We start from the raw sequence: 15,448 nt of genomic DNA, 5'->3' as shown, positions 1-15,448 counted from the left end.
GGATTAGAGCCTCCAGCCCCTTAACTCCCCCCGGTTCCCCGGATGGTTTTCAAACGGTTTTCGATCTGAGGCTGGGCTAGCGCCGGAGCAAACGGTTGGAAAATTCTGCCTCAAGACTTTTGAGGGAGAGGGAACGGGCAATGGTTAGCCCTTGGGTGTAGGCCGTTCTGGCGTTGTCTGTGGCCCCGGTGGCGCGGTAATAGTCTCCCAACCAGCGCAGGGTGAGGGCCGCTTGGGCATCGGGGTTGGGGGTGTTGAGGGTAAGGGCGGCACGGCGGTCGAGGAAGGGCTTGGCGGTAGCAAAGTCTTCGCGGCCAAAGTAGAGGGTGAGCAGGCCGTCGATGGCTCGCAGTTGGGTGGCGCGGTCTGCGGCCTCTGCCCCCAGCCGCAGCCCTACCCGAAAGGCTCCAATGGCGTTGGACTCTCGGCCCACGGCCAGGTAGGCTTCCCCTAGGTGATTGGAGCTATTGGCTTCGCCCAGATTGTCGCCCCCCAACAGGCGATAGTTGGTCGCAGGTTCTAGTAGGGCAATGGCCTGTTCCCACTGCTCGCGCCGCAGGGCCACCAGGCCCAAATTGCTGAGGGAGAGGCCGATGGCGTTGGCGTCGCGGGTGGGCTGGGCTACGGTCAGGGCTTCCTCAAAGTAGGTTTGGGCCGTCTCCAAACGACCTAGGCTGAGGTGCAGGGAACCCAGGTTGTTCAGCCCAAATACCACCCCCAGGGCATCGTTATTCACGCGGGCGGTGCCAACCCGGCGCTGAAAGGCGCGCTCGGCCTCCGAAAATTGTCCTAGGGCCACAAAGGCATTGCCCAGGGCACTGTAGATCTGGGCTTGGGCCTGGGTGTCGCCCAGCAGGGCATAGATGGCGACGGCCTCAGTCCAGGATTGGGTAGCCTGGGCCAGGTCTCCCTCGGTGGCCTGTTGATGGCCCAACTGTGCCCACTGGTCGGCCACATCGCGGGCTGCGCCCTGAGTAGCGTTGCGGGGCTGAATATCCAACTGTTGGTTGAGGTTGGAGGCCAGCCCAGGGCTAGCCCCCGCCAGCAGGGTTGTAATCAGAAGGCATAGGCTCAAAGGCCGAAGGTTCATCAGCGTCCCCTCACTCGCGTCGGGCTGGGGCAGATAGCGAGGGAGCCAGCGCCTCGGCCACCGCGTCGGGCCAGTCAAAGACGCCCTCTAGCAGGTCGTCATCGAGGGCATCGGCCCCGGATACCTCGCTCTCCTGGGGAGGCTGGTGGTTGAGGTAGATAATCCGAATGTCTTCGGGCAGGGCTTCCTCTAGGCGGCGATAGGCTTGGTCAAGGGTTTGGCGCACATCGGCGGCGGAAATCTGGTCGCCCTCCGCCCGCAGGTAGGCCACAATCCGCGCTTCACTCCAGCGGAAGGTGAGGGCCATCACCAGCACCAAACGCTCTAGGGGCGGCAACCGATCTAGGGCTTGCTCTAGGTAGCACCAGAAGGGCGGCGATGCCTGGGCCAAGGAATAGTGAATCGACTCTACCTCTGGGATAACGGCCTGGTTAATGCACAGGGCCGTAACGTTAATCAACCAGTTTTGCAGCGTAAAGGGCTTTTGGCTGTCCTCCGTGGCTTCGGCGGTGGGGCAAGCCAGCCCCGTCAGTTCGTGGAGAATGTGTCGCCAGGTGAGGGCAAACAGGTAGTCTGCTTGCACCGGAGACCGGGCCGAGTGGCGAATCAGGCTATAGACCATGGGGCTATAGCGACAGAAGATAGCGGTAAAGTAGCGCCCAGCTTCGGGGTGCCGCTGAAAAAGACTCACCAATTCCCGATCACTCAGGTGCTGGAGCGACTGCACCAGGCGATGATCGCTTTCGGGGAAGTAGGGAATGTTCGCTGCGCTGGCCATGGTCAAAGCCGCACCTCAAGTAACAACGGAAAAGCAATGACAAAACAAAGGAAGCACCCAGATCCGGGAAATCCGCCTCTAATATATCCATTTCGTTGCCAATGCACACGTTTTAGGGGCAAAATTCACACCACTTAGCCGAGATGCGCCCAACGCCCAGCCAGGGAACGTTAGTCGTCCTGCACCTGCTCAATTTGCTGGAGAACGCGGCGGATTTCGTAGGCGTCGCTGGCGTCGGGGCTTTCGTAGAGATAGCGCTCTAAATCTAGGCAGGCTTGGTCAAGGTGGCCCTGCTGGTAGTGGATCAGGCCCCGATCTCGCCATTCCCCCACGGCATTGGGGTAGATCAGCAGAATGCGGTTGATGGCATCCAGTGCCTTGGGCACGTTGCGCTGTTGGAGGTAAATCATCTTGAGGTTGGTGAGCATCCGCACCACAAAGGCCGTGGGCGAAATGTGGTTGAGGTGTTCGGGCTGGAGCTGGGCTCCATCGCCAAACATCTGTTGAAACCGATCTCGACAGTCCTGCTCAAACAACACCTCCCCCCGATGGAAGGGATCGACAAAAATGGCCATGTCTGCCACCGTGGGCCGAATCAAAAAATGCCCCGGCATCCCCACCCCGGCCATGGGAAAGCCAATCCGCCCCGCCAGTTCTAGATACACCAGAGAGAGGGTGATGGGGATGCCCACGCGGCGCTGGAGCACATCGTTGAAGAAGCTGTTGCGGGGGTCGTAGTAGTTCTCACTGTTGCCGCGAAAGTTTAGCTCCTCAAACAAAAATTGGTTGATGGTGCGGATAATTTTGAGGGGGTAGGCGGTTTCCGGTAGGCGACGTTTCAGCGCCTCCGCCATTTGATCGAGCAAAGCCAAGGAGGCTGCCAGGTCTAGATCTGGGTACTCTTCCTGGGCGATGTAGAGCGCTGCCTTCGCCAAGTTCACCTGGTCAGGGGCTTTTTTCAGCTCCTGGGCTAAAAGTTCGCGGAGGTGGGTCGGGTGAGTCATCAAGGAGCCGTCTACATCAAGGGAAGAGTTCAGTGGGGCATTTAGGCTAGAAATCACGAGAGCATGGGCCTGGCGGGGATCCCCCCGGTGCTGTAGCGAATAGCACCCCAAAATCGGCCTTTACCAGGCCCAAACCCGGTTTCTGGACGGATCTAGCCGTGGTAGTCTTGGCCGCTGCCGTAGGAAAGCGCCTCTATCCAACGATGGATATAGTATCGCTGAACGGGGGAGAGTGCATCCGCAGCGGGCTGGATGGCCTGGAGAAGGGGGGCTAGGGCGCTGTATCCAGCGAGGCTACCGTAGTGCCGCAGCCAGTCTAGCAAGGTCGGCAGGCCCACCTGGGGAATAATGTTCGCCACCAGAGCCGGATGCCTGAACCCCGTTACTAGCAAGGTTTTGGCCAGGGCCGGAAACTGCACCACATCCTGCAAAAAGGGTTTGAGGGTGGCGTCCCCCAGTCCGGCCATGTCGGCAAAAATAGTGGACAACAGGGTGTTGATGCGCTGGTCGGGCAGGGGGTGATCCATCCCCACACTCATGGATTTTTGAAACAGCCACGTCACTGACAGGTTGGGCTGGTAGGGCTGAAGCTGGCCGAGGGCGTTGGCCCCCAGGCAATCGCTGGTGAGGGCCTCGTGGATGCCCTGGGTGAGCCGCTGAAGATGGCGCACCATGGCCCCAAAGCCGCCAAAACTGAGGGGAGACTGGAGGCCGCTGCTGTCGCCCACGGCCAGTGTGCGGCCCCAGGGATAGCGTAATGGGCTGTGGCGGTAGCAGGGAAAAAAGCCAAACAAGGCCCGCTTCACGGTCAGGTCATCCAGGCTGACCTGCTGATATTCCGGCAGCAGCCTCCAGTAGTCCTCAAACAGTTCCGTCAGGCTTAGCCGTCGAGGGTCGGCGTCTACGTAGGTAAACAGGTAGGTGGTGCGGCCATCCCGCGCCGGAAAGGCTTCCCAGAAGTATTGGCACTGCTTCTGAATGGGCGTGAAGGAGACGATCAGATCGCCGCTGTCGTTGTGGGGAAATCCCTCGGCGCAGGTGCCCACCACCAAGCACACGGCATCGGGTCGCTGGGTGCCCCTAGCCTGCCGCGCCACCGGGGAAAAATGTCCCATGGCATCCACCATCAGCCGCGTGGTAAACCCTGGCCCTGCGTTGACCCGCACCCCATCGGGATGCACCACCGCCCCGGCAAAGGCTGTGTTTTCTAGGAGCTTGCCCCCCGCCGCCAGAAATTTTTGCTTGAGGATCTCCAGCAGCGCCACCGGATCGACGCCCACATTCAGTACCTCCCGCACCCACAGCGGATCGCCCTCTCCAAACTGAATCCGGGCCGGGTTGTATTCTGAGGCGATCACCTGCTCCAGTTCTGCCTCGGTGAGCAGTCCCAGGCTCACTAACTCCCCCAGTTCCCGCCGGGAGATATTCCACTCCTGGTCTCGCCCCCGCAAAACACCCCGCTCGATCAGCGCCACCCGCCAGCCCCTCTGGGCCAGCCCTGCCGCCAGCAACACCCCCAGGGTGCCGCCACCGATCACCACATCCCAATCCACTGCGCCCAAGGACTCAGCGGAGGTCTGCACCACCTCCGTCTGGGGCACATTGCCCGTGCGGTAGCGCAGCCAGAGGTCGTCGGCCTGAGCCAATCCGGCCAGGGGGTTGCCCGCCAAGGGGGCCAGCAGGGTTTCCGTGAGGGAGGTGGACATGGAGACACCAGATTATCCAGAGGGGCCAAGCTTTATCCTAACGGCATCCTCGCGGCATCCCAACGGCCTAGGGTCTGTCGCCCCTGAAACTGGATGGGGGCGCGGGGAGGGGGTGCCCCCAAGGGCTAGCGGGGGGTAGCGGCAACAAAGGCGGTGGCTTCCTGGGCGTTGAGGGGTTTGGCAAAGAGGTAGCCCTGCCCCTGTTCGCAGCCCATTTCCATCAGGAGGTCGGCCTGGGTGTTATCCTCAATGCCCTCGGCGACCAAGCCCAGGCCCAACTTGCGGGCTAGGGTGATGATGGTATGGATGATTTCGCGGTCGTCGCGGCTGTTGTCCATGCGGCCCACAAAGGACTGATCAATTTTGAGGGTATCGGTGGGAAAGTGGTACAGATCGCTGAGGGAGGAATATCCGGTGCCAAAGTCGTCGATGGCCAGTTGCAGGCCCAGTTCCTTGAGCTGCTGCATGAGTGAACGGACTCCCTCCACATTGCCCATAATGATACTTTCGGTAATTTCAAGCTGAATATAGTGACCGTCGAGGTCCAGATCCCGCAGGCATTGGGCAAACTGCTCGACTAGGTCAGCCTGGTGAAATTGGCGGCGCGAGAGATTGATGCTCATTTTGAGGGACTGCTGGGGAAAGGCATTCTGCCAGCGCTTGAGCTGACGGCTGGCCTCGCGAAAAATCCACTGGCCCAGGGGCAAAATTAGCCCGGTTTCTTCGGCAATTTGGATAAACTGCCCCGGCGACACAAATCCTTCCTGGGGATGGCACCACCGAATCAAGGCTTCAAACCCTACTAGCCTGCGGCTTTCTAGGCACATAATGGGCTGGTAGTACAGCAAGAACTGATCCTTTTCTAGGGCTTCTAGCAGACAGCTCTCGATCTCCAGCCGCCGCATCGCTTCTTCGCGCATGGTAGACGAGAACACCTCGTAGCGGTCTTCGTGCAGGGCCTTGGCCCGATACATGGCCGTGTGGGCATCGCGCAGCCAGTCTTCGGGATGAAGGGCATAGTCTTCCTGGCTGATCACCAGCCCCATACTGCCCGTGATCGCTAGCCGCTGGTTGGCAATGGTCAGGGGTGCGGAGATCCCAGCCTGGATGTGATCTAAGGCAGCATCAACGGTGGCCGGATCGTTAAAGGGCAGCACAAAGGCAAACTCATCCCCGCCAATTCGCGCTAAGTGAGCCGACTCTGGCAGGATCTCGCTCAATCGCTGGGCCATGGTTTGCAACACCTGATCGCCCACGCGGTGGCTGAAGGATTGGTTGATCAGCCGAAATCGATCAATATCCAAAAACACCACCGTAAGAGGCGGCGGCCCATCGGTGCGGCGGTAGCGGCTCAATTCTCGCTGAAGGCTAATCAAAAACAATTCCCGACCGGGTAGCCGCGTTAGCTGATCGTAACTGGTGCGGTACAGCGCCCTTTGGATGACCACAAAGCCCGTAGCCACCAGAAAACCAGCCGTGGGTTCAACAAGGGGCAACCACCAGCCGTAGGCTAAGGCCCACCCACCCACCAGCCACAGCCCCAGGAACGCCGATCCCATCACCATTACCCAGGTAAGGGCAGGCCGGACATACCAACCCAGCCCACCCGCTAGCCCAATCCACCCCAGCAGCCACAGGACTTCCCCCCACTGAGGCAAAAACCGATAGAGGGCGGGGCGTCCCTCCAGGGCATCGAGTAACTGGCTAAGGGCTTGGGCGTAGACTTCTACCCCCGACAGCCTGACACGATCCCCCGTCTGACTGCTGTAGGGGGTTAAAAAGCCGTTCCTCATGCTGGGGGCGGTGGAGCCAATGAGCACCGCCCGCCCACGCACCCAGTCTGCGGGCACCTGCCCCGCCAACACCTGGGATAGCGTTACTGTGTGGGCTAAACGGTGGGGGTTGCGGTAGCGCAGCAGAATTTGGTAGCCCCGGCTATCGATGGCGGTATAGCCTCCGTCCCCCGGCTGTAGGGCAGGCAACCGGGTGGCCCCTAGGCGCAGGTCGTCATCGGTCGGATCGACCGCTAGGACTTGGTCACGATGGTAAGCCAGGGCCATCCGTAGCGGGAACGAATAGTAGGGCTGGGTAGGATGATCCACAAACAGCAGATTGCGCCGGAGCACCCCATCGGGGTCGAGGACAAGATCGCTGAAGCCTACTTGGTCGGCGGGCCATGCCGCTGGGGCTGGCACCTCATAGTCGTTGGGCTGGGTGCCCACATTCATCAAGCCAATCACCATAGGCGACCGAAAGGCCAGCGCCAACGGGTTAGACTCGGCAGCGGTAGCCTCTGTCTGGCCCTCGATGGCGATCCCTGGGGGATCACCTCGATCTGCCGTATCTGGAAAGGCCGTCGCTGGAGACTGGTTGCGATAGAGGGCTAGCCCAATCACCGCTGGGTCGTGGCGTTGCAGCAGGGCGATCAGATCCGCCACCTGGGGATCGCCCAGGGGCCAACCATAGCGAGATAAATCTTCCTCTGTCACCGCCACAATCAGCAGGCGCTCATCGAGATCCTGGGCGGGTTGAAGGCGGCTAAGCCGATCAAAGCTTGCCACCTCTAGGGGCTGAAACATCAGCCATCGCTTTCCTACAGCAACGCTCGTAAAGGCGATCAGAACTGAGACAAGAATCGCACGACGACCAAAATGGAAGGGCTGGGGGCAGCGGGTAGCCCACAGCCGCATCTGTGGTCGCCACGACCGGGGCCAGAAATACGCCATAGAAGTTAGAGGGGGTAGGTCGGTAGACAGTGAGGAATGGGGGCTAGCTCAAAGTCCCTGCATCAGGTCCCTAGACACTGCGTTATACAGACTCAAGGGGGCCATCTCCGGAGAAGACACCGTTTGCCAAACTATCTCCGTACCCCACCACAGGGCCAATCTTCTCTGCATACTAAACCGCACCTATTTAGCGATGGCCCTATTAAGCCATATCATCCTAGGCATCAGTCTAGTGGGCGACACCCCTTGCCACGGATGGGGAAAGGTATCACGTTCTTGGTAGATGGTAATTGGGGCAGGGGGTAGCAGCCCGTAGGCTACGATCAAACCCAACAGAGCAAGGATAATAATACTAGCCAAACCGTTGGGTCGGAGAAACAGACGAATCAGTGCGATTTTCAGGGTGGGTGTCATCTATACAACGGGCATCCTGGCCCCATACAGGAACATCTCCCTGGGCAAGACAGGATCCTTATAATTGGAGCACCCTACCCAGGTGATGAGATTAGGCTTCACTGGGGTAGCGCGTTCAACTATCCGTTGGCCAAGAATTTACCTGATCTTTATGGCTAGGTAAAATCCTCCGCTATGGTGGCCCCATTGTCCGGATGTCCCATGGCCTGAACTAAGCGCCGCCCCCTGCCCCCAGTCCCCCATACCTTAAAAACTTGTTAAGGCTGCGCCCCACGGCGGAGAAGGCCGATATGCTGGAGCCAAGATACCTCCTAACTGCGTCTCCAGCCCCGCCTGACTCCCTTTATGGGGGTCAATACGACGGGGCTGCTACTTATGGGAGGGCGGCTCACTAATGGAGGCAGCTGGTGGGACATATCACCCGCCGGACAAGCCCCCAGACTGACCGCCACGACTTCCAGCACCAAGAGCGGCAGGGCTAGGACGAACCCTAGGACAAACCGTGGGCTCTAGGCAGAGGTTCTAGGCATCAAAAATGTTCCATGGTTGTTGCCTTTACTGGGTCTGGGTCTTATTAAATGTCATTGCTGATACCAAATGTTCGTGATATGGTGATCAGCAAGAGCAAAAAATCATCAAAAACAAAGACGCCCCATGCAATGACGGGTTGAGCAAGCGCCATCAGTCCTGCTGGGTCTTTCGTTTTTATTGCCGCGCAGATCACAAGCTTGCCGCTAACCTCTCCCGCCGGGAAGAGTTTAACGAGTGATCTGGGCGTTGAGTTCAGCACACGCGCCAATGACCTTATTTGCAATGTTTTGGGTGGCCCATCTCCCTCTTTCCTTGGGAGTGATGCCTCACCCTTCTTCGGTGGCCTTGCTGGAAGAGGCCACCTCGACTCAGCTACCGCTGCGTTTCGCTCAGACGGCCTCGTCCCCGTCGTTGTTGGCTTCGTCAGAATTCTCTCCGTCGGATGCCGCTTCGCCAGCGGCTGAGGGGTCTTCGTCGCCGCCTAACCTCGTGGCCCTACAAGGGCTAGGGTCTTCGCCGATACGGGGCTTAGCCGCGACGGTGAACTGGCAGCGCTGGATCAATACCGCCACGGTGACGGTGGTGGATACCGCTGCCCTCGCCGAGGAGGAAGCGGCGGTTGAGGCCATGCTCCCCAACGTTTTGGCCTCCGACACTTGCCCCGCCGCCCACCCCGCCACTCCCGAGGTCAGCCCTCCAGTTAGCGAAAAGCCGGGAGGGAACTCGGAGGGAAAAGCCGCAGACGAGACGACCGCAGACGCAGCCACCTTTGTGGTGCGGGTAAAAGGGGTAGCCATTGGCCAGGTGGCCTCAGCCGCGGTAGCCGAAGAGGTGGCCACCGACCTGCGGGAAGCGCTTCCGACCTTGGCCCAACATCCCCAGGCCCTCACCCCCACCCTTGACGATGAAACGGGCATTGGTCAGCTTGAAAACCAGGCCATTTTTACCCTGCCCCCCGAAGCCATCCGAGACGCTGACTCTATGGCCCTCACCACGGCCCAGTGGGTGAATAACCTCCGGTTGGCCTTAGGGGCAGAACCCCTGAACCCCGGCCAGGTACAGCGGGTGGCCTATGGTCTAGATCCTACCTCCACCCAGTTCCAGGGTACGGCCTCGTGGTATGGGCCGTACTTCCACGGTCGCCAAACCGCCACCGGGGAAATTTTTGACCAGGAAGCCCTCACCGCTGCCCACAAAACCCTCCCCTTTGACACCTACCTAGAGGTGCGAAACCTACTCAACGGCAGAACCGTGGTTGTCCGCATCAACGACCGTGGCCCCTACGTGGGAGAGCGATCTTTGGATCTATCCTATGCGGCGGCCCGCTGTCTGGGGAGTGTGCAGGTGGGCGTTATTCCCTACGAGGCCACGATTCTCACCCCCGGCAACCCCCAAGCCTGGGAAGAAGCCGCCCTGCCGCTATAGATCCGCCATAGATACCCTGTAGGATAGGCAGCAGTCTCCCCTGTCTTGGGTTTGGGGAGCGCTGTCCCAGAGCGGTCGTCTATGAATTCCGTTGACCTTGCTTTTTTGCCCGCCACCACCCAGGCCGCACTGATTCGCCAGCGTCAGGTGTCGCCCCTGGAATTCGTGGAACTTTACCTGGAGCGCATCGAACGGCTGAACCCAACCCTGGGGGCCTACGTGGCGGTGATGGCTGACCAAGCCCTAGCCGAGGCCAAGGCCAAGACCGACCAGGTGATGACCACCGATCCGGCGGATTTGCCGCCCCTGTTTGGGGTGTCGGTGTCGGTCAAAGACCTGAATGCGGTGGCGGGGGTGCCCTGCGCCTACGGCATCAAAGCCGCCTGTGATCGCATTGCCAGCCAGGATGACTACATTGTTACGAAGCTGCGGCAGGCGGGGCTCATCATCCTGGGCAAAACCGCCACCTCCCAGATGGGCTCCCTCCCCTACACCGAACCGCCGGGGTTCCCGCCAGCACGAAACCCCTGGAATGTGGACTATACCCCTGGCGGCTCCAGCGGCGGTGGGGCGGCGGCGCTGGCGGCGGGGTTGTGTGCCCTCAGCCAAGGATCCGATGGCGGCGGCTCTCTGCGGGGGCCAGCCTTTTGCTGCGGCCTGGTGGGGATGAAAGCCTCGCGGGGACGGGTGAGTTTTTCCCCGGTGGGAGAACGGCTGAACGGCCTAGCGGTGAATGGCCCCCTAGGCCGCACCACCGCCGATGCCGCTGCGCTGTTGGATGCCCTCAGCGGCTACGAACTGGGAGATCCCTACTGGTTGCCCGACCCTGACCCGAGCTTTCTGGCCAGACTCAACACGCCGCCCAATGCCCTACGGATTGGCTATACCACCCGTCTAGACCCCATTGGTGAGGCGGATCCTATCTGTCGGCAAGCCATCTATGAAACGGTGCAGCGGGTGGAGGAACTGGGGCACACCGCCGAAGAAGTCACCTTCCCCAGGTTGGATGAGCTGATCGAACCCTTTACTGTGGTGTGGCAGTGCGTGCTAGCGGAGGCCGGGGTTCCCTGGATTGTGCTAGAAAAAATGAACCGCTGGCTCTACTGGCGGGCTTGGCGGATCAACAGCGGCGCTTACCTGCGGGCCGTGTCTAAGCTGCAACAGGTGGCCCGCGATATCGTTTGCTTCTGTGCCCCCTACGATGTGCTCATTTTGCCCGTGTTCATGCACCCAACCATCCCTGTGGGGGCGTGGCGCTCGCTCCAGTCGCCCCAAATTCTCAAAAATGTAATCAACTGGGTGGCCCCCTGTCCGCCCTTCAATGCCAGTGGTCAACCCGCCCTGGCCATTCCCACCGGACTTTCGCCCCTGGGGTTGCCCGTGGGGGTGCAGTTGGTGGGGCGTCCTGCTGATGAAGCCACCCTCTTTGCCCTTGCCCACCAGATTGAATCTGCCTACCCCTGGCACCACCGCCCGCCCCTGGCCAATCAGTAAGCCAGAGCCTCGTATAATAGATGATTGGTGATAGCTTCGAGGGGCAACAGGCTGAACCGATCCGTCGGCAATCCGCTGAGTCTAAGACTCCAACCCTATGTCCTTCGTCTTTTCTTTAGCAGGTTTATTGGTATTGTGGTTAACCCAGAATCGGGGAATTGGTCGTCCGCTGCTCAACCCTCCACCGACGCTTCTCCACCCGACTTTCAGTTTGATTCCATCGAATCGGCCCTGCAAGATTTGGCGGCAGGGAAATCCATTGTGGTGGTGGATGACGAAAACCGGGAAAACGAGGGGGACGTGATCTGCGCCGCCCAGTTTGCCACCCCCGACAACATCAACTTTATGGCGGTGGAGGCGCGGGGGCTGATCTGCCTCGCCATGACTGGGGAGCGGCTGGACGAGCTGGATTTGCCCCTGATGGTAAGCCACAGCGCCTTTGAGGACGAAAACGAGCAAACCGCCTTCACCGTCAGTATTGATGCGGCCCTCTCCTGGGGTGTGACCACGGGCATTTCCGCCGAAGACCGGGCGCGAACCATTCAGGTGGCCATCAACCCCAAGGCCAAACCCAGCGACCTGCGCCGACCGGGGCATATTTTTCCGCTGCGGGCCAAGGAAGGGGGCGTGCTGAAGCGGGCGGGCCACACCGAGGCCGGGGTGGATTTGGCGCGGCTGGCGGGGCTGTATCCGGCGGGGGTGATCTGCGAGATCCAAAACCCCGATGGCTCCATGGCGCGACTGCCGGAACTGGTGGACTACGCCAAAACCTTTGGCCTCAAGCTGATTAGCATTGCCGACCTGATCCGCTATCGCCTGCAACACGAGCGCTTTGTGCAGCGGGAAGCGGTGGCGGAACTGCCCACCCAGTTTGGCCTCTTCCACATCTACGCCTACCGCAATTTGCTGGACGATTCCGAGCACGTTGCTCTGGTAAAAGGCGATCCAGCTACCTTTGATCAGCATTCCGTCATGGTGCGGGTGCATTCCGAGTGTCTCACCGGGGACGCCTTTGGTTCTTTGCGCTGCGACTGCCGAATGCAGCTTCAGGCGGCGCTGAAAATGATTGAATCCGCTGGCCGTGGCGTGGTCGTCTACCTGCGCCAGGAGGGCCGGGGCATTGGCCTGGTCAACAAGCTCAAAGCCTACTCCCTGCAAGATATGGGCCTCGATACCGTGGAGGCCAACGAAAAGCTGGGCCTGCCTGTGGATCAGCGCAACTACGGCATTGGGGCGCAAATCCTCAACGACATCGGCGTGAAAAAATTCTGCCTGATTACCAACAACCCCCGCAAAATCGCCGGACTCAAGGGCTACGGTCTGGATATGGTAGACCGAGTGCCGCTGATCATTGAAGCCACCCCCTACAACTCCAACTACCTTTCCACCAAGGCCCAAAAGCTGGGCCACCTAATGCTGCAAACCTACCTGGCCACGGTGGCGATTCACTGGCAGCGGGGGCCATTATCCACCGAAGACCGCTACGAGAAGCTGGAAAAACTGCGCTACCTGGCCCAAGAAAATGGGCTACTGCTGCAAGAGGAAGCCCGATCCGTAGCGTCGGCCCTGTTTAGCCAACCCCACCAAATTATCCACCTGGGCCTAGAGTCTGCCGAGGCCGTCCACCCCGATTGGTATACCGAAGCCAGCCAGCCCCAACTCCGGGCCATCACCACCATTTTGGATGCCCTCGCCACCTGGCCCGACCTCAGTCAAATGGCCTTTCTGATTTCCAATGGCAGCGACCCTTTCAATGGTCTTCAGGTCAACCTCGACCGCCAGATCTTCCATCGCGGCGATTCGGCAGCGGACGTCAAGCCCTCCGCCTTGGCCGACAACCTAGAAACCCAGCGGATTTATGTGTTCTCCAACCACATCCCCAGCGACTGACCCCACGACTTGAACGGCGGGATAGGCCAAGGCTAGCCTAACCCCTCGGACGGGGGATCTGCCCTCATCCCCCATCCGAGGGGAAAACGTAGCGCCGTTGTCGCAAAGTTTCGTTATAATTAGCGCAGCACTTCTTAATACTTCGCTTCTGCGTGATTCTAGTCACTCCCTTCGACGATTAGGATCACGCCACTTCCGTAAAGGTGTCACTGTGCATAGTGGCGTTTCGCAGGATAGTAGGGACATAGCAACCCCCTATCTTGCCATGGCCACCCTGCTTCTCTCCGCTACCTCTGATCACGGTGCCGCCTCTCGGCCTTCCATGCCGCTTTATCTCTCCCGCATTGCCACGGCCCTTGCCGCCCTGGTCGGGATTTGGGCCATGGCCAGCCAAGAAGCCTCTAGCCAAGTGCCTGGTTTGGCCGATGGCACCTACCTCTACGGCGAGTCTCCGGTGGCCGAAACTGTGGGAGCGACCTACTTTGTGTTTGAGGTGTCCGGTACCCAGCTCACGGGGGCCGCTTACCAGGTTTCCTCGTCCTTTGACTGTGTCTACGGCACCGTCACCCCCAGCGCCCTGGATTTGACCATTGTGGATGCCTACGACCAAACTGAATGGCCCCACCGCGTGGCCCTGCTCCCCGGAGAAGCGACCGTGGCGGGCATGAATGGCGGCGCACCCCTGCCCACCCTGGAAGGGATGAGCCCCATTGCCCAGCTTTCTCCCCTCGATCACGACCTGCTGGCGGCTTGCCGGATGCCCTAGAGGATCACCACAGGTCAAGAAAAACTGGGTTGCTGGGATGCCATACTAAGGCGGCATCCCTCTAGGATCGACTACTGGCCGGATTGCAGACAGCGGATGGCCTCCAGCATGCCACGGGCTTTGTTGAGGGTTTCTTGGTACTCGCTTTGGGGCACAGAATCCGCGACTAGACCTGCCCCGGCCTGGACGCTAACGGTGTGGCCTCCGTTGGGATTTCCCTGCACAATCATGGTGCGGATGGTGATGGCGGTATTGAGTTGGCCCTCGAAGTCGTAGTAGCCGTAGACGCCGGAGTAGGGGCCACGGCGGCAGGGTTCGAGGTCGTGGATGATCTGCATGGCGCGAATTTTGGGGGCACCGCTGACGGTACCTGCCGGGAAGCAAGCCTTCAACAAATCCCAGGCGGTTTTGCTGGGTTCCAGTTCGCCCACCACGTTGCTAACGATGTGCATGACGTGGGAGTAGCGTTCCACCACCATCAGTTCATCCACCCGCACGGTGCCGCTGGTGCAGACGCGGCCTAGGTCGTTGCGCCCTAGATCTACCAGCATGACGTGTTCGGCAATTTCCTTGGGATCGGCCAGCAGGTCTTCCTCGTAGGCTTTGTCTTCGGCGGCGGTTTTGCCCCTGGGGCGGGTTCCGGCAATGGGGCGCACCGTGGCGATGCGGGGGGAATCTGGCCCATTATCCAAGGTGGCCTTCACCATCACCTCCGGGCTGGAGCCGATGATCTGCCAATCCTGGAAATTGAAATAGGCCATGTAGGGAGAGGGGTTGATCTGCCGCAGGGAGCGGTACAGGTCGAAGGGTTGCCCCGCATACTCTGTGGAAAGCCGCTGGGAGATCACCACCTGAAAAATGTCTCCGGCCTGGATGTGGCCCTTGGCCCGCTCCACACAGCCACAGAACTCTTCTGGGGTGCGGTTGCTCGAAAAGGTGAGAGAGTCGGCGGATTGGAGACCGGGCGGCACCCAGGGGAGGCGTCCCTGTTGTTCCGACAAGGGCAGGGTGAGCTTTTCGACCAGTTGGCGCACTCGGCCACAGGCTTCCTCGTAGGCTTCGCGTAAATCGCGGCTGGGATCGCGCAGATCGGCGTAGGCGATGGCCCAAACTTTGCGCTGCACCTGGTCAAAAATCAGCAGGCTATCCACCTGCATCCACAACCCGTCGGGCAGGTCGCCCTCGGCGGCGGGATGGACGGGGACGGTGGGTTCAATCCAGCGGATAAGCTCGTAGCCCCAAAAGCCAAATAGGCCACCAATGCCCGATGGCAGGGCCGGAATTTTGACGGGATGGTAGGGATCGAGGCAGTCCGCCAAAATCTCGAAGGGGTTGCCCTCAAAGCGGTTCACGGTGCCGTCTCGGTGGGTTTGGGTGGAGATGTCATCCCGGCTTTCCATCACCCACAGCGGGTCGCAGCCGAGGAAACTATAGCGCCCTAGGGTTTCGCCCCCCTCCACCGACTCCAGCAAAAAGCTGTAGGGTTGCCCCGCGCACACCTTATACCAGGCAGAAACGGGGGTGTCTAAATCGGCCACCCACTCTTGGTACACCGGAACGAAGTTACCCTGGCTGGCGTAGGCTTGAAACTGCTCGAAGGACGGGGAAATCATGGGGCGATTCT

The 15,448-nt window shown here is 60.1% G+C and carries 11 protein-coding genes; 4 read left to right on the top strand and 7 right to left on the bottom strand.

The window, feature by feature from the left end; genetic code table 11:
• Nucleotides 1-76: 76 nt before the first annotated feature.
• The 6 genes from GFS31_RS16555 to GFS31_RS16530 form a co-directional block, all read right to left on the bottom strand.
• Nucleotides 77-1,090 (bottom strand): tetratricopeptide repeat protein, encoded by a 1,014-nt coding sequence (locus tag GFS31_RS16555; RefSeq protein ID WP_198805866.1) that lies wholly within the window; start codon nucleotides 1,088-1,090, stop codon nucleotides 77-79.
• A 10-nt stretch (nucleotides 1,091-1,100) separates the two neighbouring features.
• Nucleotides 1,101-1,868, bottom strand: a complete 768-nt coding sequence (locus GFS31_RS16550) for an RNA polymerase sigma factor (RefSeq protein ID WP_198805865.1) — start codon at nucleotides 1,866-1,868, stop codon at nucleotides 1,101-1,103.
• Between the two features lie 170 nt (nucleotides 1,869-2,038).
• A complete protein-coding gene (locus tag GFS31_RS16545; RefSeq protein ID WP_198805864.1) occupies nucleotides 2,039-2,872 on the bottom strand; it encodes a SirB1 family protein in 834 nt (277 codons plus the stop codon).
• 152 nt (nucleotides 2,873-3,024) lie between these two features.
• Complete coding sequence (locus tag GFS31_RS16540) at nucleotides 3,025-4,578, bottom strand: NAD(P)/FAD-dependent oxidoreductase (RefSeq protein ID WP_198805863.1); 1,554 nt, start codon at nucleotides 4,576-4,578, stop codon at nucleotides 3,025-3,027.
• Between the two features lie 125 nt (nucleotides 4,579-4,703).
• Nucleotides 4,704-7,304: a putative bifunctional diguanylate cyclase/phosphodiesterase gene (locus GFS31_RS16535; protein WP_198805862.1), complete on the bottom strand. Its 2,601-nt coding sequence runs from the start codon at nucleotides 7,302-7,304 to the stop codon at nucleotides 4,704-4,706.
• A 988-nt stretch (nucleotides 7,305-8,292) separates the two neighbouring features.
• Nucleotides 8,293-8,517 carry a hypothetical protein gene (locus GFS31_RS16530; protein ID WP_198805861.1) on the bottom strand — a complete coding sequence of 75 codons (225 nt, stop codon included), beginning with the start codon at nucleotides 8,515-8,517 and terminating at the stop codon, nucleotides 8,293-8,295.
• On the opposite strand from GFS31_RS16530, the gene GFS31_RS16525 reads away from it, so the two are divergent.
• From GFS31_RS16525 to GFS31_RS16510, 4 genes are all read left to right on the top strand, one after another.
• Nucleotides 8,517-9,674 carry a septal ring lytic transglycosylase RlpA family protein gene (locus tag GFS31_RS16525; RefSeq protein ID WP_225907466.1) on the top strand — a complete coding sequence of 386 codons (1,158 nt, stop codon included), beginning with the start codon at nucleotides 8,517-8,519 and terminating at the stop codon, nucleotides 9,672-9,674. The two genes, GFS31_RS16530 and GFS31_RS16525, sit on opposite strands and share 1 nt — an antisense overlap.
• An 81-nt stretch (nucleotides 9,675-9,755) precedes the next feature.
• Complete coding sequence (locus GFS31_RS16520; RefSeq protein WP_198805860.1) at nucleotides 9,756-11,168, top strand: amidase; 1,413 nt, start codon at nucleotides 9,756-9,758, stop codon at nucleotides 11,166-11,168.
• 135 nt (nucleotides 11,169-11,303) lie between these two features.
• The gene (gene ribBA, locus GFS31_RS16515) at nucleotides 11,304-13,058 is read left to right on the top strand and encodes a bifunctional 3,4-dihydroxy-2-butanone-4-phosphate synthase/GTP cyclohydrolase II (protein ID WP_198805859.1); all 1,755 of its coding nucleotides are present in this window, start codon (nucleotides 11,304-11,306) and stop codon (nucleotides 13,056-13,058) included.
• A gap of 265 nt (nucleotides 13,059-13,323) precedes the next feature.
• Nucleotides 13,324-13,824 carry a hypothetical protein gene (locus tag GFS31_RS16510; protein ID WP_198805858.1) on the top strand — a complete coding sequence of 167 codons (501 nt, stop codon included), beginning with the start codon at nucleotides 13,324-13,326 and terminating at the stop codon, nucleotides 13,822-13,824.
• 71 nt (nucleotides 13,825-13,895) lie between these two features.
• Here GFS31_RS16510 and GFS31_RS16505 read toward each other — a convergent pair whose 3' ends face one another.
• Nucleotides 13,896-15,437: an anthranilate synthase component I family protein gene (locus GFS31_RS16505; RefSeq protein ID WP_198805857.1), complete on the bottom strand. Its 1,542-nt coding sequence runs from the start codon at nucleotides 15,435-15,437 to the stop codon at nucleotides 13,896-13,898.
• Nucleotides 15,438-15,448: the final 11 nt, after the last annotated feature.

The sequence above is a fragment of the Leptolyngbya sp. BL0902 genome (genome assembly GCF_016403105.1).
Taxonomy (GTDB): Bacteria; Cyanobacteriota; Cyanobacteriia; order Phormidesmidales; family Phormidesmidaceae; genus Nodosilinea.
Note: the sequence above shows the minus strand (reverse complement) of the source record. Positions and strands in the feature narration are given on the sequence as shown.

Coding starts and splice junctions, on each gene's coding strand:
- GFS31_RS16510 (WP_198805858.1), top strand. CDS start 13,324: ATGGCCACCCTGCTTCTCTCCGCTACCTCTGATCACGGTGCCGCCTCT.
- GFS31_RS16555 (WP_198805866.1), bottom strand. CDS start 1,090: ATGAACCTTCGGCCTTTGAGCCTATGCCTTCTGATTACAACCCTGCTG.
- GFS31_RS16520 (WP_198805860.1), top strand. CDS start 9,756: ATGAATTCCGTTGACCTTGCTTTTTTGCCCGCCACCACCCAGGCCGCA.
- GFS31_RS16540 (WP_198805863.1), bottom strand. CDS start 4,578: ATGTCCACCTCCCTCACGGAAACCCTGCTGGCCCCCTTGGCGGGCAAC.
- GFS31_RS16535 (WP_198805862.1), bottom strand. CDS start 7,304: ATGGCGTATTTCTGGCCCCGGTCGTGGCGACCACAGATGCGGCTGTGG.
- GFS31_RS16550 (WP_198805865.1), bottom strand. CDS start 1,868: ATGGCCAGCGCAGCGAACATTCCCTACTTCCCCGAAAGCGATCATCGC.
- GFS31_RS16505 (WP_198805857.1), bottom strand. CDS start 15,437: ATGATTTCCCCGTCCTTCGAGCAGTTTCAAGCCTACGCCAGCCAGGGT.
- GFS31_RS16525 (WP_225907466.1), top strand. CDS start 8,517: ATGACCTTATTTGCAATGTTTTGGGTGGCCCATCTCCCTCTTTCCTTG.
- GFS31_RS16545 (WP_198805864.1), bottom strand. CDS start 2,872: ATGACTCACCCGACCCACCTCCGCGAACTTTTAGCCCAGGAGCTGAAA.